The organism is Tropicibacter oceani, assembly GCF_029958925.1.
GTDB lineage: Bacteria > Pseudomonadota > Alphaproteobacteria > Rhodobacterales > Rhodobacteraceae > Pacificoceanicola > Pacificoceanicola oceani.
The window spans coordinates 315434-337375 of sequence record NZ_CP124616.1 but is presented as its reverse complement, the minus strand read 5'-3'; the positions used below and the strand labels follow the sequence as shown (position 1 = coordinate 337375).

Sequence of the window (21942 nt, the reverse complement as noted above, 5' to 3'; positions counted from 1 at the left end):
GTTCCACAACCGGCAGGGCTTTTGCCATTTCTGGGGGCGGGTCAGCCCCGGGGCAGGGTCATCCGATCCGCACCAGGTGGTTGTCCCAGGCGCGGGCCGCCCGGTGTTGCGGGGTCAACCCGTCGCTGCCGACACGCCAGACGCCGCCCAACCCGTCGGTGGCCACCAGCCCGCCCGGACCGCTGGCCACACCGCACAGATCGGCGCGCCTGTGGCTGGCGACAAAGCCGGCCTGCGTATCGAACAGATGCAGTCGCCCGCCCCGGGGCGAGGTGATGGCCACCAGGCCATCGGCCATCGCGACGCTTCCGGCATAGCCCTGCAGGGTCATCTGCTCGGCCAGTGGTGCGGTGGCCAGAACCGGGGGGTGCCCGCGTCTGTGCAGGCCCAGCAGGGGCGCGGGGTCGGGCAGGTCGCCCTGCCATTGCATCGCAAAGGCGACGGTTTCACCATCCGTGGCCAGATGCCGGATTGAACACAGGCGCAGTTCAGGCTCCAGCGCGACCTGCTCTTGCACGCCGTCCCGGGTGACGTAGGACAGGTTGGGTTGCATGGTGGCCAGGTTCAGCTTGTCGCGGCCCTGGTCGGGATCGGTGCGGATACCGCCATTGGCCACCGCCAGAACATCGCCGGTCAGACGCAGGATGTCGTGCGGGCCGATCCCACCGGATGCGATCTCGCCGATGCGGCGATATCCGGCGTCGCGCGCCCAAAGCCCGATGCGGCCCTGCCCGGTGGCAATGTCGTTTTCCGTGGTGCACAGCAGGGTGCCGCCCTCGATGAACGTGCCGTGACCGTAGAAATGCCGCCCCTCTGGCGCTTGCAGCTGATGCAGGACCGTGCCTGTGACGCAGTCGATCACCAGCGCATAGGTGCCGGGGCGGCGGGCAAAGGCCACCGCCTCGGGGGCTTCGGGGTGGGCTGCGGCGGCGTGGCCGCGGGCAGGCAGCGGAATGCGGAACAGATCGCGCCCGCCCGCATCCAGACCGAACAGGGCAAAGCCGCCACCAGACTCTTTTGCGGCGGCCAGGAACGCGGGGTTTCCGGCATCCGCCCAGACACGCCGCGGCATGGCGGCCGAGGCGACAAGAGCCCCCAGAAAATGGCGTCGCTGCATGGTCAGTCTCCGTCCTGGGAATTGAAGCCGGCAGTCAGGCCAAGGGCGCTGCCGATTTCGCCCTGAATGGCATCGCGGACAAAGCCGATGGATTGCTGCAACACCTCGATCTTCAGCCGCGCAGCCGGATCGCTGACCCCGTCAAAAGTCGCATCATCCAGATCCTTGGCCTGCGACAGCGCCGTTTCAAAGGCCGCATCCGTACGCGGTATGGGCTGGTCGGACAGGTGGCGGGCCAGATCGTGCAGCGCGGTCAGCGACAGGACCACGTTGCGCAGGGACCGCCCCGACCGCCTTGCTTCGGCGCGGGTGGGGCGGGGGCGGTCGAACGTGCCAAGCGGCCGGCCAAGCCGCTGGTCTTCGGTGAACTCCAGGCCGCTTAGAAGGGCGGTGTACAGCGTTTGCGCCGCTTCGTCCGGGCTTAGGTAGGTCGTGTTGCCGGGCGCCCCGGCGGTGTTCAACACCTTGGCAAAGCTGTCCCAGTCGCCGCGCAGGGCCTGCCCGGTCCGCGCCAGATCGGCGGTCATGGCCTGCACCAGAACACAGCCGTGATCGAGCGGGCCATAGTCCGACAGCGTCGGGTCGAACAGCATCAGCTCCAGCGCGAACAGCCCGCGCCCGGCGATGGACACCTCGGCAAAGCTGTCGGGGTCCAGCGCGGCCGCGTCACGGGTTGTGACCAGGTTGGACACGGTTTTGGGGATCAGGCCACGGGTGTCCGGCCAGAAGGCAATCGTCAGGCTGCGCCCGTCCTGTTCCAGCGGACCGAACTGAAGATGCGCCAGGCCCATCCAGGCGTCAAAAGCCTTCTGGTAGGCGGGGTGCAGCGCCGTTGCCCGGCAATCGTCGGCGGCGGCCTGCCGCAACGCTTCGGTGCCTTCGGCAAAGGCGGCCACGCCGGGCAGGATGTGCTGCGCGACGGTTTCGGGCACCCCGGCCATGGCAGGCGGGGTAATCAGCAAGGACAGGATCAGGGCGCGCATCACAGGCTCTCCAGGAATTCGATCAGGGCGGCGCGGTCGGCCGGGGGCATCTGGACCACCCGGGCTTTGGCGGGCTCGGCTTCACCGCCGTGCCACAGGATCGCCTCGAGCAGGGACCGCGCCCGCCCGTCGTGCAGGTAATAGTCGTGGCCGTTCACCTGACGGGTCAGGCCAATGCCCCAAAGCGGCGGGGTGCGCCATTCGCGCCCGTTGGCGCGGCCTTCGGGGCGATCATCGGCCAGACCGTCGCCCATGTCGTGCAGAAGCAGGTCCGAGTAAGGCCAGATCAGCTGAAAGCTTTGCGGGCTGTCGTCGTCCAGCCGATGGGTGACGAATTTGGGCGTGTGACAGGCGGTGCAGCCGGTTTCATAGAACACCTGCTTGCCGCGCAGCACCTGCGGATCGTCCGGATTCCGGCGGGCGGGAACGGCAAGGTTGCGGCTGTAAAAGGTCACAAGATCCAGCCCTTCGGAGTCGATCTCGGTGCCGCGCGCATCGCCGTCGCCGTGCGGGGCGTCCAGACAGGCAGACTGGCCCTGCGTGCAATCGCCGGCGGCAGCGGGGAACAGCGGGGTGGAAATGCCGATATCGCCGGAAAAGGCGGCGGCGGATTGTTCGCGAACGGTCGGCATTCCGGCCTTCCAGCCAAAGCGGCCCAACATCGGCTGATCGAATTCGGTCGACCATACGATCTGGGCGCGCCCGGAAATACCATCGCCATCGGTGTCATCGGGGTCTTCGGCGCGCAGGATGTCGCTTGCCGGGATCGCCTCGATCAGGCCAAGCCCGATCATCGGTGGCGCGACACGCGGGCTAAGCTGCAAATCGTGCCGCAAGGCCCCATAGCCGGGCCCCGCGACACGATAGGTCGGGCGGCGCAGGGATACGGTGTCGCCGCCCGACAGATCGACTGCGATTTCCTCGTAGTCGATGTGCATTTGTCCTTCGGGTGCATGACCGGGCAGGGCCAGATCCTGAAGCTGGCCGCCCAGCATTGGGTCGGGCCGGGTGCGGTCGACCTGGCCATCCAGCGCCGCAAGGTAGCGTTCGATTTCGGTCATTTCGTCCTGCGGCGCGGCGGGAACCGACAGGCGCAGGAACATGGAAACGCGGCTGTCATCGGACGCCTCGGGGGGATGGCCGCGGCCGTCCTTCAGGTGGCACCGCTGGCACGAGCGCGCGTTGAACAAGGGCCCCAGCCCATCCGAGGCCAGAGTGGAGGACGGCGACGAGACCCAGAGCTTGCGGAACAGCCCGTTGCCCAGCTTGAAATTCAATTCACCCTCGAACGAGATATTGGCCGAGGACTGCGAAAAGGCGTCGGCATCGCTGCGGGCGCGGACGGTCGCGGCGCCGCCCTGATTGGCCTCGAAGGCTTCGGGCGTCGTGAAGTCGGTGGCGCGGGCCGTGGCGGCATCAATCCGGGCCGTTTCGGCCTGTGTGCGCGGCAGCACGTTCAGGTGATGGTCCGCCAGGTCGGGCGGCGCGGCCCCTGCGCTGGAACTGACAAGAACGGCAAAAAGGCAGAGGCTGCGGTACATCGGCGGGACCTTTGGTTGTCCGGGGCCGCGCGACACCGCCCCGGAGCTGGCTTTACTGGAAAACGGCGTTGGGATTGTCGAGGCTGTCCGACCCTTCAAAGCCGATCTGGTCCAGCCCAAGCGCCGTGACCGCGCGTTCGATCGACCGGGTCTGGGTGACCAGCGCATCGACTGCCGACAGGATCAGCTCTTCTCCGGCCTTGTTGCCGCGTTCCAGCATCTGGTCATAGGAAAAGCCGGCTTCGGCGGCGGCCTTGATCTGGCCCAGTTCGACCATCGTCTGGTTCAGGTTGGCGCGCAGTTCGGCGTCGACCTCGGGCGCGACCTCGGCCACCAGCGAAGACAGGCTTTCACCCGACACGGTGCTGCCGTCGGCGCGGACATATTCGCCGAAATAGACGTTGCGGATGCCCATGCCGTCGTAAAAGTGGCTGTTGTGGGTGTTGTCGGAAAAACAGTCATGTTCTTCCTCGGGGTCGTTCAGCATGACGCCCAGCTTCATCCGTTCGCCCGCCTGTTCGCCGTAGGACAGCGATCCCATACCGGTCAGCATGGCGACGATCCCGGCGTCCGGGTCTGCCATCAGCGCATCGCGCGCCGCGCCATCCGCCGCCCATTGCGCCGTCATGTACTGCAGGTCCGAAATCAGCAGATCGGTCGCGGCGGACAGGTATGCGCCCCGGCGGTCGCAATTGCCGTTGGTGCAGGCCTCTGCCTCGGCATAGTCGGTCCAGGGGCGGTTGCCTGCGCCATGCGCCGTGCCGTTCAGATCCTGCCCCCACAGCAGGAATTCGATGGCGTGATAGCCGGTGGCGACATTGGCCTCGACCGCGTCGGCCTCGTGCAGGGTATCGGCCAGCAGGGCAGGGGTGATCAGAGTTGCGTCCACCTCTTGGCCGGACAGGGTAAAGACCAGCGTTGCCACCACGTTCAGCGCGGCATAGTCGTTTTCATCGCTCGGCCCGCCATAAGAGGCGTCGACATAGTCGATCAGCCCTTCGTCCAGCGGCCAGGCGTTTACCTTGCCTTCCCAGTCGTCGACGATGGGGTTGCCAAAGCGGAATGCCTCGGACTGCTGATAGGGAACGCGGGCCTGCAGCCATGCGGTCCGGGCAGCGCCCAGAGTTTCGGGGCCGGGGTTGGCCAACAGCGCATCGACGGCGCCTTTCAGGTCGCGGGCTTTCAGCAGGCTGTCCTCATAGGTCGCCTGAGCAATGTTGGAATAGGTTTCAAGGACACCTGCCTTGTCCGCCAGCGCCGGGGCCGCGATGCCTATCAGTAGGGCCGTCGTTGAAATCATGCGTGTCATGCTCATCCTGTCCTTTCGTTCCAGAGCGCCCGATCCGGCGGCAAATCGCGCTTTGCCCTGCGATCCGAAGCGAGTCGCTGAATAACTGACAAAAACAGTCAGACGTGTCAATTCCGATAAAAATACTAAGGCAAGGGGCGTGGGCCCAAAAAAGGCGGCACCGGGGTGCCGCCATGGTTGCGCTGCCGTGCTGTCGTCAGCCCAGGGGGTCCGGGGCGATATTGCCGCCGCACAGCAGTACGGCCACCCGTTCGCCGGGGTCTGGGACATAGGCGCCCCATTGCAGGGCCGCCAGCGCGCAGGCGCCCGCCGGTTCGACCAAAACCCGATGGCTTTGCCACAGCGCCATCTGCGCCTGAAGGATGGCGCCATCGGGCACCAGTGCCACCTTGGTTTCCTTTTGCCGGGCCAAATCGAAACAGATCGACCCGATCCGCCGCGCCCCCAGCGCATTCGCCGCGACGCCCGACACCGGAACATCGACCGGTTCACCAGCCTCAAGTGCCTTGGCAAGGGCGCAGCAGCTCATGGGTTCGACGGCGACGATCTTGCGCGCGCCCTGCGCCCAGGCCAGCGCCCCGGCGATCAGCCCGCCGCCGCCGACGGCGATCAGCAGGGTGTCGGCCTCAAGGCCCTGTGCCTCCCATTCGCGAAGCACGGTGCCCTGTCCGGCAACGGTATGCGGCGCGTCATAGGCATGCACCTGCATCGCGCCCTGTTCTGCCTCGTAGCGTTGGGCCAGCGCCAGCGCGTCGGCATATTCGCCCGGAACCACCGTCAGATCGGCCCCGGTGCGTTCGATCAGCGCGATCTTGGAGGGGCCGGCGATTTCGGGCACGAAAATGCGCGCACGGTGTCCCAGACGGCTCGCGGCAAAGGCCACCGCGGCCCCGTGGTTCCCGCCCGAGGCCGCAACGACGCCGCCCGCGGGAACATCCAGCGCGGTCAGCGTGTTGAAGGCCCCGCGCGCCTTGAAACTGCCGGTGTGCTGAAGGTGTTCCAGCTTCAGCTCGATATCGCGGTCCCACAGGGCATCCGATCGCATGACGGGGGTTTGCACCACATGCCCTTTGATCCGCGCTGCGGCGCTTTCGATTTCTGATTTCCAGTCCATCCTGCCCTCACTGGCGCTTTGTCCGCCAAGGCTATAGTCGTGGGGCATGAGTAACAAGGACGCCGAACAATGACCGAAGACCGCCGAAGCCCTTTCCGCGATGCCCACCTGGACCGCGATACCGCCGAACATGTCCCGGTCACGCCGCAGACCCGTTCCCCCAGCTATCGGCTGGCCTTTGCGGACGAAGATTTCATGTGCCTGGATGAACTGCGCCCGGTCCGGCTTCAGCTGGAACTGCTCAAGTTCGACATGCTGCTGGACCAGCACAAGATCGATTCAACCATCGTCCTGTTTGGCGGCGCGCGCATTCCGTCCCCCGCGAACAAGGACACGGCCCGCACAAAGACTCTGGCCGAGCTGTCGCATTTCTACGACGAGGCGCGCAGCTTTGCCCGGCTGATGACACGCCGTTCCAAGGCGACGGGGAACCGTGACTATGTGATCTGCACCGGCGGCGGCCCCGGCGTGATGGAGGCCGGCAACCAGGGCGCCGAGGAAGAAGGCGGCGTTTCCATCGGGTTGAACATCGTGCTGCCGCACGAACAGGCGCCGAACCCCTATGTGACGCCTGAATTGTCCTTCAACTTTCACTACTTTGCGATCCGCAAGATGCATTTCCTGATGCGGGCGCGGGCGATCTGCGTGTTCCCGGGCGGTTTTGGCACCCTGGACGAGATGTTCGAATCGCTGACCCTGATCCAGACCGGCCGGATGAAGCGGGTGCCCTTCCTGCTGTTCGGACGCAAGTTCTGGGAAGGCATCATCAACTGGGACGCGCTGTCCGAAGCGGGCACCATCAGCCCCGAAGACCTGGACCTGTTCCGCTTTGTCGAAACCGCCGAAGAGGCGGACGAGATCATTGCCAACTGGGATCCGGCGCCGGCGCGCGACGACATTCCGGGGCGCTGAAAACCCCGGCCCGGCCGCTCAGGTGCTCTGGGCGGCCTCGGGCATTGCGCCCTGTTCGACCCAGCGCGAGATCACGGCACGCGCCGCGGCCTCGTCGCGGGTTTCCACCGCGTGGCGCAGGTCCTTGAGCGCGGTGGCGATTTCGAATTCCGACAGATACCCCTCTTGGGCGCGCAGGATCTTGGCGTGCGGGGTGGTCAGCATGTCAGGGGAAATCAACAGCTCTTCGTGCAGCTTTTCGCCCGGACGCAGGCCCGTCACGGCGATTTCGATGTCGCCATGCGGGTTTTCCGCGTCGCGCACGGTGTACCCAGCGCCTTCGATCATCTGGCGGGCCAGCTTGGCGATCGGCACCGGGTCGCCCATGTCGAGCACGAAGACATCGCCGCCGCGGGCAAAGGACCCGGCCAGAAGAACCAGCCGCGCCGCTTCGGAAATGGTCATGAAATAGCGCGTGACCTCGCCATGGGTCAGTGTCACGGGGCCGCCGCGGGCAATCTGTTCCTCGAACAGCGGGATCACCGATCCGCTGGACCCAAGGACGTTCCCGAAACGCACCATGGAAAACCGGGTACCCGAGCTGCGCGTCGCCAGATCCTGTACCAGCAGTTCGGCCAGACGCTTGGACGCGCCCATGACGTTGGTCGGGCGCACCGCCTTGTCCGAAGACACGAGGATGAACCGTTCCACCCCGGTTTCACGCGACACATCGGCCAGCACCTTGGTGCCCAGCACGTTGTTCTTGAGACCGGCAAGCGGGTTGCATTCCACCAGCGGCAGGTGCTTGTAGGCGGCGGCATGCAGGACGACGTCGACCTTGTGCGCAAGCAGGACGTCGCGCATCAGGTTTTCGTTCAGGACCGAGCCGAGGACCGGAACGATCTTCAGGCCGGCGCTGAGATCGCGCAGTTCCTTGTCGATGTTGTATAGCGCCAGTTCGGAATGTTCGACCAGCACGATGCAATCTGGTTTGCAGGCGATCAGCTGGCGGCACAGCTCGGATCCGATCGACCCGCCGGCCCCGGACACCAGGATGCGGCGACCGCTATAGGCATGGCTGACGCCGGGCAGTTCGTTTTCAAGCCGGTTGCGGCCCAGAAGATCGTCCAGCGACACCGGCGAGACGCGGCTTTCCAGATCATCCTTGCCGATCAGTTCGGCAAAGGACGGCAGTGCATGCACCTCGCAGCCGATGCTGCGCACCCGGTGGGCGATTCGCGCCAGCTGCGGCGGGCGCATCGAGGGCATCGCCAGAACAACGCGGTCGATGTCCTTTTCGACCACCAGATCCTTGATCCGGGCAGGGGAATGGATGCGCAGGCCGGAAATCATCGAGCTTTGCAGCGTCGGGTTGTCGTCGACAAAGGCGACGGCGTGAATCGAATTGTCCTGACGCAGCGCCGCGACAAGCTGCTGACCGGTCTGGCCCGCGCCGTAGATCAGCACGCGCATCCGGGTCTTGCCCCGGCGATAGATCTGGATCGTCACCTGCAAAAGCGCCATGCGCCAGGCGGCGGCCAGCACCACCAGAAGCAGGGTAAAGATCAGGAACACGGGGACAGGCAGGCGTGCGCCCATCGCCGCATCCATGGCGATCCCGGCCAGCCCCAAAAGGCCGGCATAGCCGCCGGTGCGCACGATGCCGCGTGTTTCATAGGCCGCCAGCTTGATCGTGGGCAGACCCAGCCACCACGAAATGGCGGTTCCGACGACCACAAGCCCGGCAATCAGCGGCAGGTTCGCGCTGGCCGTGGCCCAGTTGGCGTCGACCGAGGATTCAAGCGCAAGGGCAAGGAAAAAGGCGATCAGGATAAAGACCGCGTCGATGGCGCTGAACACGACTTGCTTCTGTTTGCGGGACAGGGCCGTGACGAGTTCGTAAAACATTTGCGCGAATGTCCCCAGCGACGCCACCTTTTCGGTGGTCGGACGCACCTTGTTCTTGTTTTTGTAAGACGGGTCCGCACCTGGCGCGACTCCCGCCAAGCGGGAAGCAGAAACTTCCACGACTGTTCTAATTGATCGCCCAATTATGAAGCAAGTCCGGATTTTCTGCACCTGCATAAACGGGCGGATTTCCACCGGAATTGATCAATTTTGCGCCAGTTTTGCCGCTTTGTTCCCACGCGTCGAAAAAATCGGCGCGCACAAGGCCGGGCCGAACCGGAAAAACACAGTGGCAAAGAGGTTGAAACACGCCCTTTCACCTGACGTCGCTTCCCTGTAAGGAGCGCGCCAGTCGTACGGGCATCGACGTCCGTGCGCAGACCAGAACCTAATGGAGGGCCAAATGGGCTATAGGGTCGTCGTCGTAGGCGCCACGGGCAACGTGGGCCGCGAAATGCTGAACATCCTCGCCGAGCGCGAGTTCCCCGTGGACGAGATCGCCGCGCTGGCATCGCGCAAATCCATCGGGACCGAAGTCTCTTTCGGCGACAAGACCCTCAAGACCAAGGATCTGGCCACCTTTGATTTCACCGGTTGGGACATGGCGCTTTTTGCCGTCGGGTCCGAAGCAACCAAGGAATACGCGCCCAAGGCCGCCAAATCCGGCTGCGTGGTGATCGACAACTCGTCGCTGTACCGCTACGACCCGGACGTTCCGCTGATCGTGCCCGAGGTGAACGGCGATGCGATCATGGGCTATACCAAGAAGAACATCATCGCGAACCCGAACTGTTCGACCGCGCAGATGGTTGTCGCGCTCAAGCCGCTGCATGACCGCGCCCGGATCAAGCGCGTCGTCGTGTCGACCTACCAGTCGGTTTCGGGCGCGGGCAAAGAGGGCATGGACGAGCTGTGGGAACAGACCAAGGCGGTCTACAACCCGATCAAGGACGTCCCGGCCTCGAAGTTCACCAAGGAAATCGCCTTTAACGTCATTCCGCATATCGACGTCTTCATGGAAGACGGGTCGACCAAGGAAGAATGGAAGATGGTTGCCGAAACCAAGAAGATCGTCGATCCGTCGATCAAGGTCACCGCAACCTGCGTGCGCGTGCCGGTCTTTGTCGGCCACTCCGAAGCGATCAACATCGAGACCGAGGATCATTTGGACGAAGACGAAGCGCGCGATATCCTGCGCGAAGCGCCGGGCATCGTGGTGATCGACAAGCGCGAGAACGGTGGCTACGTCACGCCCAAGGAATGCGTCGGCGATTTCGCCACCTTCATCAGCCGTATCCGTCAGGATTCGACCATCGACAACGGCCTGAACCTGTGGTGCGTGTCCGACAACCTGCGCAAGGGCGCGGCGCTGAACGCCGTGCAGATTGCCGAGCTTCTGGGCCAGCGCGCCCTCAAGAAAGGCTGACAGGTCCAGGACCTGGCTGAAATGCAACAGGGGACGGCGCGGGGCACCGCGTCGTCCTTTCCGCTTTCTTAAGGGACCCATTCGAAAGGCAAGGAGGGTTTGTCCATTTGCGGCAGATTTTACCTGTCCGGAAACTGGTCAGAATGCGGGGGCTGATGTATCAGTTGCGTCATCAAGCGGCAGAAGCCGCGGCACGGGCCAGAATGGCGGTTTCAACCAACAGGAGCCTGCCCTTGCAGATCGATCTTGCCGACATCGCGCGTGGTCGCAGAATCGTGGCGCTGGCGGCGCGGGATCTTGCCCCCGGGCGTCGTTCACCGCGTCCCCGCACTGGGTGGATCAGCCGCGCCCTGCGTCGCCTTGCTGCGCTGTACGGGGCCGTCGTTTCCTGAAATCTCTCTCTCTCCGTCTCTCTCTCTGGCGCGGCGTGCTTGCTCAGCTCTCTCTGGCACCGCCGCGCCGACCGGACGTCTTCCTTTTGGTCATGCTGATGCGACGGCGCGGGCCGATCCGGACCTTGCCACGGGCCTGCGTGGCCCAGGCATGTCACCCAGAAAACACCTTTTGCCTGTCCGCTTGCGGTCCTTCTTGCGCCATAGTTGCCGGGCAGGGTGGGCATCGTTGAAACGCTGCGACCCGCCCGGAAGGGCAGGTCAACAGACGGCGATTGGCAGATCGAGGAGTTCGGAAATGACAGACAATCTGAGTGAAATGGCCCGTGCCCGGCGCCTGCGCGCCCTGACCCGCATGCAGGCAGGCCCTCGGCGGTCGCGGCCCTTGCAGGCGCGTCTGTTCGGGCGTGCATCGCGCGGCTTTGTTGGTCTTGGCGGCGCGTCTCAGGCCTGCTGAGCCAAGGCTCAGGGCGATCGACGGACCGCTTTCCCAAGGAAGTATTCGGCAATACGGCGATGGGCGTGCCCGGGAAACGGCAGGCCGATCCGCCGGATCAGCGCGCTGTATGGATGCCCCAGGTCCGAGATCCGGCAAAGGCGCGTCCCGTTTGCGCGCGCATGCAGGGCAAGGCCACCGCCGGCAATGCGCAGCACGTACCCCTTAAGCAGCAGTCGCCCCTGCAATTCAGGCCAGCTTTTGGCATGGGCGAAATCGTCGTGCAGTTCACGGCGCAATGCGCCATGCGCGCCTTGTCTGGCTGGGGTGCCAATCGCGCGACCCGGCGGCGGCGCCCTGCCCAACGCCGGGGCCAGTCCCGCGCCCGGTGGATCGCTGTCGAAAGGCTGGCAGCCCGGAAGAAAGTGGATGGCCTTGTCGTGTCCCATCGCGCCAGCCTGCCTGACACTGGTTAAGGCATCGTTGCCACATCAGGCGCAATCCTAGGAAATTGGCCGCATTTCTGCCGTTTTCTGCTGGAATGCTTTCTGCACAGGCAAGGAGTTGAGCAATGCGTTATCAATCCGAAGACACGGCTGGCCGGGCCGCCGCCGACGCCCAAGGCGGGCTTCCTGCGCCACGGGACTGCGAAACATTGGTCCTGTTGCGCGCTTTTCTGAGGCCGATCCTGGAAACCGCTGCCAGCTGGCAGGACATCTTGGTCAAGCTGTCAGAAAAAGGCTATGGTCTCGCCTTTCGCGAAGGTCACCTGGTGATCCTGGACGAGGCGGGGCAGGGGCTTTGCACTGGCAGCAGCCTTGGCATCCCGCTGCGCGAGATCGCCGCCCGGATCGGCAGGCCCGCAGTGCGCGCCTCGGCCGACGGGCACGCGGGGGAACTGCATTAACCCCCGAGAGCCGTGGTTTTCCCGGGTTCAGACGGGCAGAAAGTCGCCCGTGGCGGGGTCAAGGTATTCCAGCCCGCCTTCGCCGATGTCCGTCCACAATCCGTGTAGGGTCATCTCGTTGCTCTGCACGGCCTTTTCCACGAAGGGAAAGGTCATCAGGTTCTGGATCGACACCACGACCGCCTCTTTTTCAAGCGCGCGGGTGGCCTGTTCGGGGGCGGTATCCTTGATCCGTTCATAGCCGGGGCGAAGGATGTCCATCCAGCGCCCGACAAAGGATGTGCTTTCCTCCAGCTCGGGGGCGCGCCCTTCGCACATGTCCAGACAGCCCTTGACGCCGCCGCACTGCGAATGGCCCAGCACGATTACATGCGCCACCTTCAGCGCGGTGACGGCGAATTCCACGGCGGCACTGGTGCCGTGCTGATTGCCGTCGGGCTGGTAGGGCGGCACGAGGTTGGCGATATTGCGGTGGATAAAGAACTCACCCTGGTCGGCCCCAAAGATCGAGGTCACATGCACGCGCGAGTCGCAGCACGAGATGACCATGGCGCGCGGGCGCTGCCCTTCGTCGGCCAATCTGCGATACCATGCACGGTTCTCTGAATAGGATGTGGCTTTCCAACCGTGGTAGCGCTGGACCAGATATCCAGGAAGCGGGCGTACGGGGTGCATGGTGTCCTCCAAGTGTTCTCGTTGAACTTGCCGTCCATTACGCGGAATTCAAAGTGAATTCGAGGGAAAAGAACCTGGGCGCCTAACGATTTGGGAAGGTCCTTTGCGCATGTTGCGTCATGCCGTGGGGGCAAAAACCAAATGGGGTGAGACGTGAAAGAGGTTACTTATCTGGCGCCAGCGGAAAGACCGCGCGTGGAGCAGGGGCAAATCGAAACGCTGCGCAACGACCTGGGGCTGCACGCCGCCGAGGATGTCGTCTGCCGCGCCATGGAAGATCTGGCGCAACGGTTGTGCCAGGTTCAGGAACAGTCCAATCGCGGGCCAAGGGTAGACCTGCACAAGGGGCTGCGCGCCCTCAGCGCGATCGCCGACCAGATCGGGCTGCAAAGCCTGTCCAAGGTGGCGCGTGACGTGATGATCTGCATCGAATTCGGCGATCGCGTGGCCGAGGCCGCGACCATGGCGCGACTGGCCCGGATGGGGGAAGGATCGCTTGCCATGCTGTGGGACCTGCAGGAGTTTTCGGTCTGACCCCTTGCGGTTGCCGATGGCCAGTCTAGGCTGGCGGCAACTGTTCATAGGATGACCGATGCCCCTGACTTTTGCCTCTTCCGACACCGATGCCTTGCCGCTGTTCGTGCTTGAACCGGACGGTTTAGAGCCCTGGCTGGAGGGGCAGGACGATCCTACCCGCCAGTGGGTCAAGGCCAGCGGATTTTCTGCAGGCATGGGCGCGACCCTGATGCTGCCGGGGCCGGACGGCACGCCCAGGGCGGCGCTTGCCGGTTATGGCACTGCGGCGCAGCGGGCGCGCCAACGGTTCGTCCTTGCGGCGGCGGCCACCGCGCTTGCGCCGGGGGACTATCGCCTGGCCAATGATCTGCCCGATGACCGGCTCGAGACCGAGGCGCTGGGCTGGCTTTTGGCCGGCTACGGCTTTTCCCGCTATCACGACAACGCGCCCAGCTGCGCGGGGCTTGTCGCCCCGGCGGGGGTCGATGCAGCGCGGCTGGAAATCCTTGCCGCGTCCGAGGCATTGACCCGCGATCTGGTGAACACCCCCACCAATGACATGGGCCCGGCCGAACTGGAAAAATCCGCACGGGAATTGGCCGGGGCCTTTGGTGCCGCGATCGAGGTCACGACGGGCGATTCCCTGCTTCAGGCAAACCTGCCGATGATCCATGCGGTCGGCCGCGCCGCCGAGCAGGCGCCGCGGCTGATCGACATGCGCTGGGGCAACAGCGGTCCGAAACTGACACTGGTCGGCAAGGGGGTCTGCTTTGACACGGGCGGGTTGAACCTGAAACCCGGTGCGTCGATGGGGTTGATGAAAAAGGACATGGGCGGCGCGGCCAACACGCTTGGCCTGGCCCGGATGATCATGGCGCTGGGCTTGCCGGTGCAACTGCGGGTCCTGATCCCCGCCGTCGAAAACGCCGTGTCCGGCAACAGTTTCCGGCCGCAGGACATCCTGACCGCGCGCAACGGCATGACGGTCGAGATCAACAACACCGACGCCGAAGGGCGGCTGGTGCTGGCCGATGCGCTGGTCTACGGCGCCGAGGAGGCGCCCGATCTGATGCTTTCGCTGGCCACGCTGACCGGTGCCGCCCGCGTCGCGGTGGGGCCGGATATCGCGCCTTTCTTTACCGATGACGAAACGCTGGCCCGGGCGCTGGCCGACGCCGCCGGTCAGGCGGCCGACCCGGTCTGGCGCCTGCCGTTCCACGACCCCTACGAGGCGTTGATCGAACCGGGCATCGCCGATCTGGACAACGCGCCCAAGGGCGGCTTTGCCGGTGCCATCACCGCCGCATTGTTCCTGCGCCGGTTCACGGCCGGGGCCAAATCCTATGCCCATTTCGACATCTATTCGTGGCAACCCAGCGCCGCTCCGGGGCGCAGCAAGGGTGGCTTTGGCCAGGGCGGGCGCGCCATCCTTGCGGCCTTGCCCAAAGTGTTGGGGCTATGACCGATCGCCGTTTGCTCTGGTCCAACGGGCAGGTCGCCCACAGCTCGCTTGAAGGGCAGGTTCAGGCGGCGCGGTTTACCGATGGCACCTGGGCGCAGGTGGCAGGCGGCAAGGTGCCGTTGCTGGACAAGCCGGGCGGCAAACGCGAAAGGGAGCTGCTGTTCGGAGAGCCCTTTTGCGTGCTGGACAGGGGGGATGACCACAGCTTTGGCTTTGCGCAAAAGGACGGCTACACCGGCTATATCGCCAATGATGCGCTGCATGCCGCCTTTCGCCAGCCGACCCACACGCTGGCGGCCATTCGCAGCTATCTCAAGGCAACGCCTGACCTGAAAACCTATGAGCCGATATTCGATCTGTCCTTTGGATCCTTCGTCGAGGTGATCGAAGAGCGCGAAGACTGGTCCGGCGTTGCCGTGCGGTTCCCGGAGGATCCGGGCAAACTCTGGACCAACTGGATGCCAAGCCGCCATTTGCGCCCCTTGCAACCCTTTCTGCCCGACCCGGTCCAGGTGGCGCGGATGTACCTGGGCACGCCCTATGTCTGGGGCGGCAATTCCGCCTTTGGGATCGACTGTTCCGGTCTGGTGCAGGCGGCGCTTTTGGCTTGTGGTCACCCCTGTCCCGGCGACAGCGACCTGCAAAAGGACGCCCTTGGCGAGACCATGCCACCCGATTCCCCCGCGCGGGCGGGCGACCTGTTCTTCTGGAAAGGCCATGTCGCGATGGCGGTGGACAGGGATACCCTGCTGCACGCCAACGCCCACCACATGGCGGTCGCCTACGAGCCGATCAGGGACGCCGTGGCCCGCATCGCCGTCCAGGGCGACGGCCCGGTGACACGCCATGCCCGCCTGCCGGCGCTGGGCTGACGCAGCTTGGTCGGACATTCCCGCATTCACAGCAACAAGGATCAGAACATGACGTCGGACAGCTTCTTTCACCCGGTTTCAGGCTTCGATCTGCCCCGTTTCGCGGGCGTTCCGACCTTTATGCGGTTGCCACATGTGCCGCCATCGCACCCGCGCTTTGCGGATGTGCAGATCGGCCTTGTCGGCGTGCCATGGGACAGCGGCACCACCAACCGCCCCGGCCCGCGCCACGGGCCGCGCCAGCTGCGCGATGCCTCGACCATGATCCGTGCGCAACATGCGGTGAATGGCATGCGCCCCTTTGAAATGGTCAATTGCGCCGATCTGGGGGACGTGGGGCCGAACCCGGCGGATATCCAGGATTCGATGACACGGATTACCGGGTTTTATGACGGGCTGGTTGCCGCCGGAATCCGGCCGCTGACCGCGGGCGGGGATCACCTGACATCGCTGCCGATCCTGCGGGCGCTGGCCAAACGGGGCCCGCTTGGCATGATCCATTTCGACAGCCACACCGACCTGTTCCATTCCTATTTTGGCGGCACGATGTACACCCATGGCACACCCTTCCGGCGCGCCGTCGAAGAGGGGTTGCTGGACCCCGGGCGGGTGATCCAGATCGGCATTCGCGGCACCATGTACGACACCGAAGATCGCGAGTTTGCCAAATCGGCCGGCATCCGCATCGTCACGATAGAAGAGCTGTTTGACCGCGGCATTCCCGATGTCATGGCCGAAGCGCGCAAGATCGTGGGCCAGGCCCCGACCTATGTCAGCTATGACATCGATTTCGTCGACCCGACCTTTGCCCCCGGCACAGGCACGCCCGAAGTGGGCGGGCCGAACAGCTTTCAGGCGCTTCAGGTCTGCCGCGAACTTTACGGGGTGGATATCGCGGGGGCCGACATGGTCGAAGTGTCGCCGCCCTTCGATGCCTCGGGCGGGACGGCCTTTCTGGGCGTGTCGATCATGTTCGAAATACTGTGCGCGATGCTGTCCCCGTCCCGGACGTGATCCGGAAGAACCTCGGGCGATGAGGCCCCGGAGCAGGTCCGGGGCAGGTCGCCCTAGTCGAACAGCCCTTCGGGCGGATCTGCGACGATGCGCCCCGCCGCTAGGTCGACGGTTGGCACCACCGCCATCGTAAAGGGCAGCAGCACGGTCTTGCTTTGCCCCGGGATGGCCAGCTCCAGCAGGTCGGCGGCGCCGTGGTTCTGGACCGATTTCACCGTGCCCAAAGGGGCGCCGCCCGCATCGAAAACCGCAACGCCGATCAGGTCGGCATGGTAATATTCATCGTCCGGCAGCGACGGCAGCCGGTCGCGCGGGGCGAACAGGCGCGTGCCGCGCAGGGCGTCCGCCTGTTCCTTGGTGGCGATGCCGGTCACGCGGGCGGCAAAACCGTTGTTGATTTCGCGTGTGATTTGAATGTCATAGCTGCCGCTGCCATCCTCAAGCGTGAGGGGGGCGTAGTCGGCAATCGCCAGGGGGTCGGCGGTAAAACTTTTCAGGCGGACTTCGCCGTGCACGCCGAACGCGCCCGAGAAGGCACCAACGCAGACCAGATCACTCATGTGCATCCCCTTTGACGGAACAGATCCCGATGCGCCAATCCCCGCCCAGTGCCGCGCAGGCTTCGGCCTGGGAATTGCGCTCAAAGAAGATGCCCGCAACAAAGGCGATCATCAAGAGAACGACAAGGCGGACGGGACGAAACATTTGGCCTCATCGGTCAGGTACCCCGGCGGACAGGTGGGCTGTCCGCCGGGGTGGGCCAATCGGTCAGATTATTCTGCCGAAGCCTCTTCATCGGCCGGAGCTTCTGCAGCTGCGGCGGCCTTGGCGGCCTTTTCTTCAGCGCGGTCCTGGGCTTTCTTGCCCGGTGCGCCCTTCTTGGGGTTGGCGCGCTCGGTCTTGGCGGTCACGCCAGCGGCCTCGAGGAAGCGTGCGACGCGGTCGGTGGTCTGCGCGCCCTGGCCCAGCCAGTACTGGATGCGCTCGACGTCCATCTTGACGCGGTCTTCGCTGTCTTTGGGCAGCAGCGGGCTGTAGGTGCCCAGCTTTTCGACGAAACGGCCGTCACGCGGCATGCGCGAATCGGCAGCAACGATGCGGTAGAAGGGGCGCTTTTTGGAGCCGCCACGGGCGAGACGGATTTTGATAGCCATTGGTTTTCTCCTTTGAATGGCAGGTTGACGGCAATGCCGTCAGGATTGGTGTTGCTTGTGGTGCTGGATGACTTCCTGAATGACGAAGTTCAGGAATTTCTTGGCGAATTCCGGGTCTAGGTCGGCCTGGAGAGCCAAATCCTGGAGCCGCGCGATCTGATTTTCCTCGCGCGCGGGGTCGGATGGGGGAAGATCGTGCTGCGCCTTGAGGACGCCCACGGCCTGTGTGTGTTTGAACCGCTCGGCCAGCGTAAAGACGAGGATCGCGTCCAGACGGTCGATCGACTCGCGGTGCTCTTTGAGCAGCTCGGCAGCACGGGAGACAGCGTTCTCAGTCAATTGCATAGCCTTTCGGTTTGAACAGCGGGTCCTGGTAGTGTGCGATTTCCATGTCGATCCCGTGGCCCAGCTGGCTTTGCAGCTGCGCCAGTGTCGGGTGGCGATAGACTGCGTCATTGCCGTCGACGGTCTTTGCCTCGGGGTCTTTCTTGCAGCCCAGGCGTTCGGCCAGCCGGATCGAATCGAGGTTCTTGGGGTCGATATAGCTGACGGCGGTTTCCCACCCGCGATCGTGAAAGAAAAAGCGGCGCACGCGGTCGGTCGCCTCCAGGGCATAGCCCTGTCCGACCTTGTCGGGCCAGATGATCCAGGCGATTTCGCGCTCGGGCCACATGGCGGGGAACCAGCCACCGGCCATGCCGACGGTTTCACCGGTCTGCTTGTCGTGCACCATCCACATGCCATAGCCGCGAATTTCCCAATGACCGATTTCGGCGGCATACAGCATCCAGGTCTCATAGGCATTCAGCGGCCCGCCCATGAAACGGGACCGATAGCTGGCAAAGGTTGCCTTGAAGGCCGAGTAATCCTCGGGCACGGGGCCGCGCAGGACCAGGCGCTTGGTTTCAAGGACGGGAATGTCGCGATGGCCCATTACACGGCCTCCTGCACAGGGGGATGGCGGCGGAGATCGCCAACGCCAACGCCAAGGTCAAAGGGAGCGTCCCCGCGCAGCAAGGCGCAAGGACCGCGCGCGGTCAGGTGGTCGGCGTGCTGGGGCCAAAGGCGGCTTACGGTGTCGGTCATGCCATGCCCCCCGCGTGATGCCGGTAGACCAGCGTGTCTTCTTCGTGAATCGCCTCGGCGGCGCTGTCACGCTTGGCGCCGACGCGTTCCATCAGGCGGATGCACCGATCATTGTCGGGCGCCACATAGGACACGACACTGTCCCATTTCAGCGCCTCAAAGGCATGGTCGCGCGCCGCCTCGAGCGCCTCTTGAGCATAGCCTTGCCCCTCGGCCTCTTCGGACAGGAAAATGCCCAGCTCGGCCTCGGGGTCGTCCCATTCATAGCCCAGCAGGACAAAGCCCGCCGACGGCGTCGTCAGCGCGTCGATGGTCCACAGCCCGTGGCCATGCAGCAGCCAGAGCGAGGTATAATTGGTGAACTCTTGCCAAGCCTCTTCGCGGGTAAAGGGGCCGCCCATCAGGATCGACCGGTCGGATTCATAGATCTTGGCGTAGACCTTGAAATCATAGATCCGCGGGCCGCGCAGTTGCAGGCGGCGGGTGTCGATCACCGGTACCTTGCCGCACAGCCGGGCGGCAGTGCGGGCGCCGGGGCCGGGGCGGTGCTGTTCGCAGGGCGTCAAGGTCATGCCAGCGCCTCCGGTCCCGGATGGCGCCACAGCTCGTCTTCGCCCATGTTTTCGTTGTGGTATGTCCGCTCGTAGGTTGCGCCAAGGCGGGTGGCCAGGGCTTTGGAGCGGGTGTTCGACGGCACGATGTTCGAGGTCAGCGTGGTGAATCCCAGATCGTCATAGGCCCACTGCCGCGCGCGCTGTGCCGCCTCAAAGGCAATGCCTTTGCCTTCGTAGCCGTCGAAAACCACCCAGCCCAGTTCAGGCTCGGGCCAGGATTCGGGGAACCAGATGCCGCTGATGCCAGCGGCCCCGCCGGTCGCCTTGTCCTCGATGGTGAAATAGCCATAGCCGTGCCAATGCCAGTGCCCGACGTTCAGATTGAACCAACGCCACGCATCGCCGCGATTGGGCGAGCTGCCGAAGCCGGCCGCGCGGTCGTGATCCAGCAGAAAACCCATGACCGCCTCGGCGTCACGCTTTTCGGGGCCGCGCAGGATCAGGCGGTCGGTTTCCAGACGGGGGGCTTGCGTAAGGCTCATGCGTAGGCCTCCGGACTGCCGTCGGTGTCGGGGCTGTGGCGATAGACCAGCGTTTCCGCCGCGGTTTCCCCGGTCGGCAATTCGGCCTGCGCATCGTGCTGCGCGCCCAGCCGCGTGGCCAGGGCAATGGAACGGGCGTTGTCCGGGTGGATATAAGAGACAAGGGTTTCAAACCCCTGACCCCAGGCCCAGGTCAGCGCTGCCGAAGCCGCCTCAAAGGCATATCCGCGGCCATCGACGCCATCGAACAGGGTCCAGCCGATTTCGCGTTCGGGGAAATGTGGGGGCTGGGTGATTGCCACCTGCCCAACGAACTGCCCGGCCTTTGTATCCACGCCCCAGCCGCCATGGCCCATCATGTCCCAGCTGCCCACCTCGGACGCCAGACCGTACCACTGATGGGTGCGGGTCTTGGGCGCGCCGACATAGCTCGCCCGGTCGCTCTGGTGAAATTCCCAGAACGGGTCCATGTCGCTCAGGACATGGGGGCGCAGCGTCAGGCGCGAGGTATGAAGCGTGGGCGCGGGCATTTACTTTTTCTTGCCAAAGCCCGACAGGCCCGGGGGCAGGGCTGCGCCGCCGCCAAGGCCGGGGATCTTGCCGCCCATGCCCAGCTGCTTGGCCGCCGCTTCCAGCGCCTTGGGGTCCATCTGCGACGGGTCCATGCCAGCCATGTCGGCAGGCATTCCGCCTTTGCCGAACATGCCTTTCATGGCCTGTTTCAGCATGCCGCCTTTGCCCATCTTGCCCATCTTCTTCATCATGTCGGACATCTGGCGCTGCATTTTCAGCAGCTTGTTGAGGTCGGCGACCTCCATGCCCGACCCGGCCGCGATGCGTTTCTTGCGGCTGGCCTGAAGCAGCTGCGGGTTGGCGCGCTCTTTCTTGGTCATCGAGTTGATCAGGGCGATCTGCTGTTTCAGCACCTTGTCGTCAAGACCCGCGTCGCCGACCTGCTTGGCCATTTTGCCCATGCCGGGCATCATCTGCATCATGCCCTCCATGCCGCCCATCTTGATCATCTGTTCAAGCTGCATCTTGAGGTCGTTCATGTTGAACTGACCCTTGGCGAAACGCTTCATCATGCGCTCGGCCTGCTCGGCTTCAAGCGTCTGTTGCGCCTTTTCGACCAGCGAAACGATGTCGCCCATCCCAAGGATACGGCCTGCGATCCGCTCGGGCTCGAAGGTTTCCAGTGCGTCCATCTTTTCGCCAAGGCCGACGAACTTGATCGGCTTGCCGGTGACGGCACGCATGGACAGGGCCGCACCGCCGCGTCCGTCGCCGTCCATCCGGGTCAGGACAACGCCGGTGATTCCGATGCGCTGGTCAAAGTTTTCCGCCGTGTGCACCGCGTCCTGGCCGGTCAGGCCATCGACCACCAGCAGCGTTTCGCGCGGATTGGCGACATCGCGGACCGCTTCGACCTGGGCCATCAGCTCTTCGTCGATGGAAAGGCGACCGGCGGTGTCCAGCATATAGACGTCATAGCCGCCCAGGGCCGCCTGCGTCTTGGCGCGTTTGGCGATGGCGACGGGGTTTTCGCCCTTGACGATGGGCAGGGTGTCGACGCCGATCTGCTTGCCAAGGATTTCCAGCTGTTCCATGGCCGCCGGGCGGTTCACGTCCAGCGAGGCCATCAACACCTTTTTGCCGTCCCGCTCTTTCAGGCGCTTGGCCAGCTTGGCGGTGGTCGTCGTCTTGCCGCCACCCTGAAGGCCGACCATCAGGATCGGGGCGGGGGCGGAATCGATTTTCAGCGTGCCGGGCTCGCCCTCGCCTGCCAGAACAGCGATCAATTCGTCATGGACGATCTTGACGACCTGCTGACCGGGGGTAACCGATTTGGTCACGGCCTGGCCGGTGGCCTTCTTTTCCACGGCCTTCACGAAGTCCCGGGCCACGGGCAGCGATACGTCCGCCTCAAGCAGCGCCACGCGCACTTCGCGCAGCGCGGTCTTGACGTCATCGGCCGACAGCGCGCCCTGTTTGGTCAGGCGATCAAAGACACCGCCAAGGCGTTCCGAGAGATTTTCAAACATG

At 64.5% G+C, this 21942-nt stretch carries 26 protein-coding genes; 8 read left to right on the top strand and 18 right to left on the bottom strand.

Annotated features, from left to right (window positions below):
• Nucleotides 1-58: 58 nt before the first annotated feature.
• From QF118_RS01710 to QF118_RS01690, 5 genes are all read right to left on the bottom strand, one after another.
• Nucleotides 59-1117 (bottom strand): DUF1513 domain-containing protein, encoded by a 1059-nt coding sequence (locus QF118_RS01710; protein WP_282300911.1) that lies wholly within the window; start codon nt 1115-1117, stop codon nt 59-61.
• Between the two features lie 2 nt (nt 1118-1119).
• Nucleotides 1120-2100 (bottom strand): imelysin family protein, encoded by a 981-nt coding sequence (locus QF118_RS01705; RefSeq protein WP_282300910.1) that lies wholly within the window; start codon nt 2098-2100, stop codon nt 1120-1122.
• Entirely contained in the window at nt 2100-3641 is a 1542-nt protein-coding gene (locus QF118_RS01700; protein WP_282300909.1) for a di-heme oxidoreductase family protein, read from the bottom strand. Before QF118_RS01700 ends, QF118_RS01705 begins: the two co-directional genes overlap by 1 nt.
• Nucleotides 3642-3693: 52 nt before the next feature.
• Complete coding sequence (locus tag QF118_RS01695; protein ID WP_282300908.1) at nt 3694-4950, bottom strand: imelysin family protein; 1257 nt, start codon at nt 4948-4950, stop codon at nt 3694-3696.
• A gap of 196 nt (nt 4951-5146) precedes the next feature.
• Nucleotides 5147-6064 (bottom strand): threonine/serine dehydratase, encoded by a 918-nt coding sequence (locus QF118_RS01690; RefSeq protein ID WP_282300907.1) that lies wholly within the window; start codon nt 6062-6064, stop codon nt 5147-5149.
• A 69-nt stretch (nt 6065-6133) separates the two neighbouring features.
• Between QF118_RS01690 and QF118_RS01685 the strand changes: the two genes are divergently transcribed.
• A complete protein-coding gene (locus QF118_RS01685) occupies nt 6134-6976 on the top strand; it encodes an LOG family protein (RefSeq protein ID WP_282300906.1) in 843 nt (280 codons plus the stop codon).
• An 18-nt stretch (nt 6977-6994) separates the two neighbouring features.
• Here the strand turns inward: QF118_RS01685 and QF118_RS01680 are convergent, their stop codons facing one another.
• Entirely contained in the window at nt 6995-8863 is a 1869-nt protein-coding gene (locus QF118_RS01680; RefSeq protein ID WP_282300905.1) for a nucleoside-diphosphate sugar epimerase/dehydratase, read from the bottom strand.
• A gap of 403 nt (nt 8864-9266) precedes the next feature.
• Here QF118_RS01680 and QF118_RS01675 point away from each other — a divergent pair, with 403 nt between their 5' ends.
• On the top strand, nt 9267-10289 hold the full coding sequence (locus QF118_RS01675) for an aspartate-semialdehyde dehydrogenase (protein ID WP_282300904.1): 1023 nt from the start codon (nt 9267-9269) through the stop codon (nt 10287-10289).
• 690 nt (nt 10290-10979) lie between these two features.
• Entirely contained in the window at nt 10980-11138 is a 159-nt protein-coding gene (locus tag QF118_RS01670; RefSeq protein WP_282300903.1) for a hypothetical protein, read from the top strand.
• An 8-nt stretch (nt 11139-11146) separates the two neighbouring features.
• On the opposite strand, the gene QF118_RS01665 is transcribed toward QF118_RS01670, so the two are convergent.
• Nucleotides 11147-11566, bottom strand: coding sequence for a hypothetical protein (locus tag QF118_RS01665; protein ID WP_282300902.1), 420 nt, complete (start codon nt 11564-11566; stop codon nt 11147-11149).
• 122 nt (nt 11567-11688) lie between these two features.
• On the opposite strand from QF118_RS01665, the gene QF118_RS01660 reads away from it, so the two are divergent.
• Nucleotides 11689-12024, top strand: coding sequence for a hypothetical protein (locus QF118_RS01660; protein WP_282300901.1), 336 nt, complete (start codon nt 11689-11691; stop codon nt 12022-12024).
• Nucleotides 12025-12051: 27 nt separating this feature from the next.
• Here QF118_RS01660 and QF118_RS01655 read toward each other — a convergent pair whose 3' ends face one another.
• On the bottom strand, nt 12052-12699 hold the full coding sequence (locus QF118_RS01655) for a carbonic anhydrase (protein ID WP_282300900.1): 648 nt from the start codon (nt 12697-12699) through the stop codon (nt 12052-12054).
• A gap of 195 nt (nt 12700-12894) precedes the next feature.
• Between QF118_RS01655 and QF118_RS01650 the strand changes: the two genes are divergently transcribed.
• From QF118_RS01650 to speB, 4 genes are read left to right on the top strand one after another with little or no spacing between them, the layout of a single operon-like run.
• Entirely contained in the window at nt 12895-13233 is a 339-nt protein-coding gene (locus QF118_RS01650; RefSeq protein WP_282300899.1) for a hypothetical protein, read from the top strand.
• Nucleotides 13234-13291: 58 nt separating this feature from the next.
• Entirely contained in the window at nt 13292-14677 is a 1386-nt protein-coding gene (locus QF118_RS01645) for a leucyl aminopeptidase family protein (protein ID WP_282300898.1), read from the top strand.
• Nucleotides 14674-15549, top strand: coding sequence for a C40 family peptidase (locus QF118_RS01640; RefSeq protein WP_282300897.1), 876 nt, complete (start codon nt 14674-14676; stop codon nt 15547-15549). The genes QF118_RS01645 and QF118_RS01640 overlap by 4 nt, the downstream gene beginning before the upstream one ends.
• Before the next feature lie 48 nt (nt 15550-15597).
• A complete protein-coding gene (gene speB, locus QF118_RS01635; RefSeq protein ID WP_282300896.1) occupies nt 15598-16563 on the top strand; it encodes an agmatinase in 966 nt (321 codons plus the stop codon).
• Nucleotides 16564-16616: 53 nt separating this feature from the next.
• Here the strand turns inward: speB and rimM are convergent, their stop codons facing one another.
• From rimM to ffh, 10 genes are all read right to left on the bottom strand, one after another.
• A complete protein-coding gene (gene rimM / locus QF118_RS01630; protein ID WP_282300895.1) occupies nt 16617-17123 on the bottom strand; it encodes a ribosome maturation factor RimM in 507 nt (168 codons plus the stop codon).
• Nucleotides 17116-17268: a hypothetical protein gene (locus QF118_RS01625; protein WP_282300894.1), complete on the bottom strand. Its 153-nt coding sequence runs from the start codon at nt 17266-17268 to the stop codon at nt 17116-17118. Before QF118_RS01625 ends, rimM begins: the two co-directional genes overlap by 8 nt.
• A gap of 68 nt (nt 17269-17336) precedes the next feature.
• On the bottom strand, nt 17337-17717 hold the full coding sequence (rpsP, locus tag QF118_RS01620) for a 30S ribosomal protein S16 (RefSeq protein WP_282300893.1): 381 nt from the start codon (nt 17715-17717) through the stop codon (nt 17337-17339).
• A gap of 39 nt (nt 17718-17756) precedes the next feature.
• Nucleotides 17757-18062: a chorismate mutase gene (locus tag QF118_RS01615; RefSeq protein ID WP_282300892.1), complete on the bottom strand. Its 306-nt coding sequence runs from the start codon at nt 18060-18062 to the stop codon at nt 17757-17759.
• Nucleotides 18049-18651: a GNAT family N-acetyltransferase gene (locus QF118_RS01610; RefSeq protein ID WP_282300891.1), complete on the bottom strand. Its 603-nt coding sequence runs from the start codon at nt 18649-18651 to the stop codon at nt 18049-18051. Before QF118_RS01610 ends, QF118_RS01615 begins: the two co-directional genes overlap by 14 nt.
• Entirely contained in the window at nt 18651-18803 is a 153-nt protein-coding gene (locus QF118_RS01605) for a hypothetical protein (RefSeq protein ID WP_282300890.1), read from the bottom strand. Before QF118_RS01605 ends, QF118_RS01610 begins: the two co-directional genes overlap by 1 nt.
• A complete protein-coding gene (locus QF118_RS01600; RefSeq protein WP_282300889.1) occupies nt 18800-19375 on the bottom strand; it encodes a GNAT family N-acetyltransferase in 576 nt (191 codons plus the stop codon). The genes QF118_RS01605 and QF118_RS01600 overlap by 4 nt, the downstream gene beginning before the upstream one ends.
• Nucleotides 19372-19899 carry a GNAT family N-acetyltransferase gene (locus QF118_RS01595; RefSeq protein WP_282300888.1) on the bottom strand — a complete coding sequence of 176 codons (528 nt, stop codon included), beginning with the start codon at nt 19897-19899 and terminating at the stop codon, nt 19372-19374. The genes QF118_RS01600 and QF118_RS01595 overlap by 4 nt, the downstream gene beginning before the upstream one ends.
• Nucleotides 19896-20429, bottom strand: coding sequence for a GNAT family N-acetyltransferase (locus QF118_RS01590; RefSeq protein ID WP_282300887.1), 534 nt, complete (start codon nt 20427-20429; stop codon nt 19896-19898). The genes QF118_RS01595 and QF118_RS01590 overlap by 4 nt, the downstream gene beginning before the upstream one ends.
• On the bottom strand, nt 20430-21941 hold the full coding sequence (ffh, locus tag QF118_RS01585) for a signal recognition particle protein (RefSeq protein ID WP_282300886.1): 1512 nt from the start codon (nt 21939-21941) through the stop codon (nt 20430-20432).
• Nucleotide 21942 lies beyond the last annotated feature (1 nt).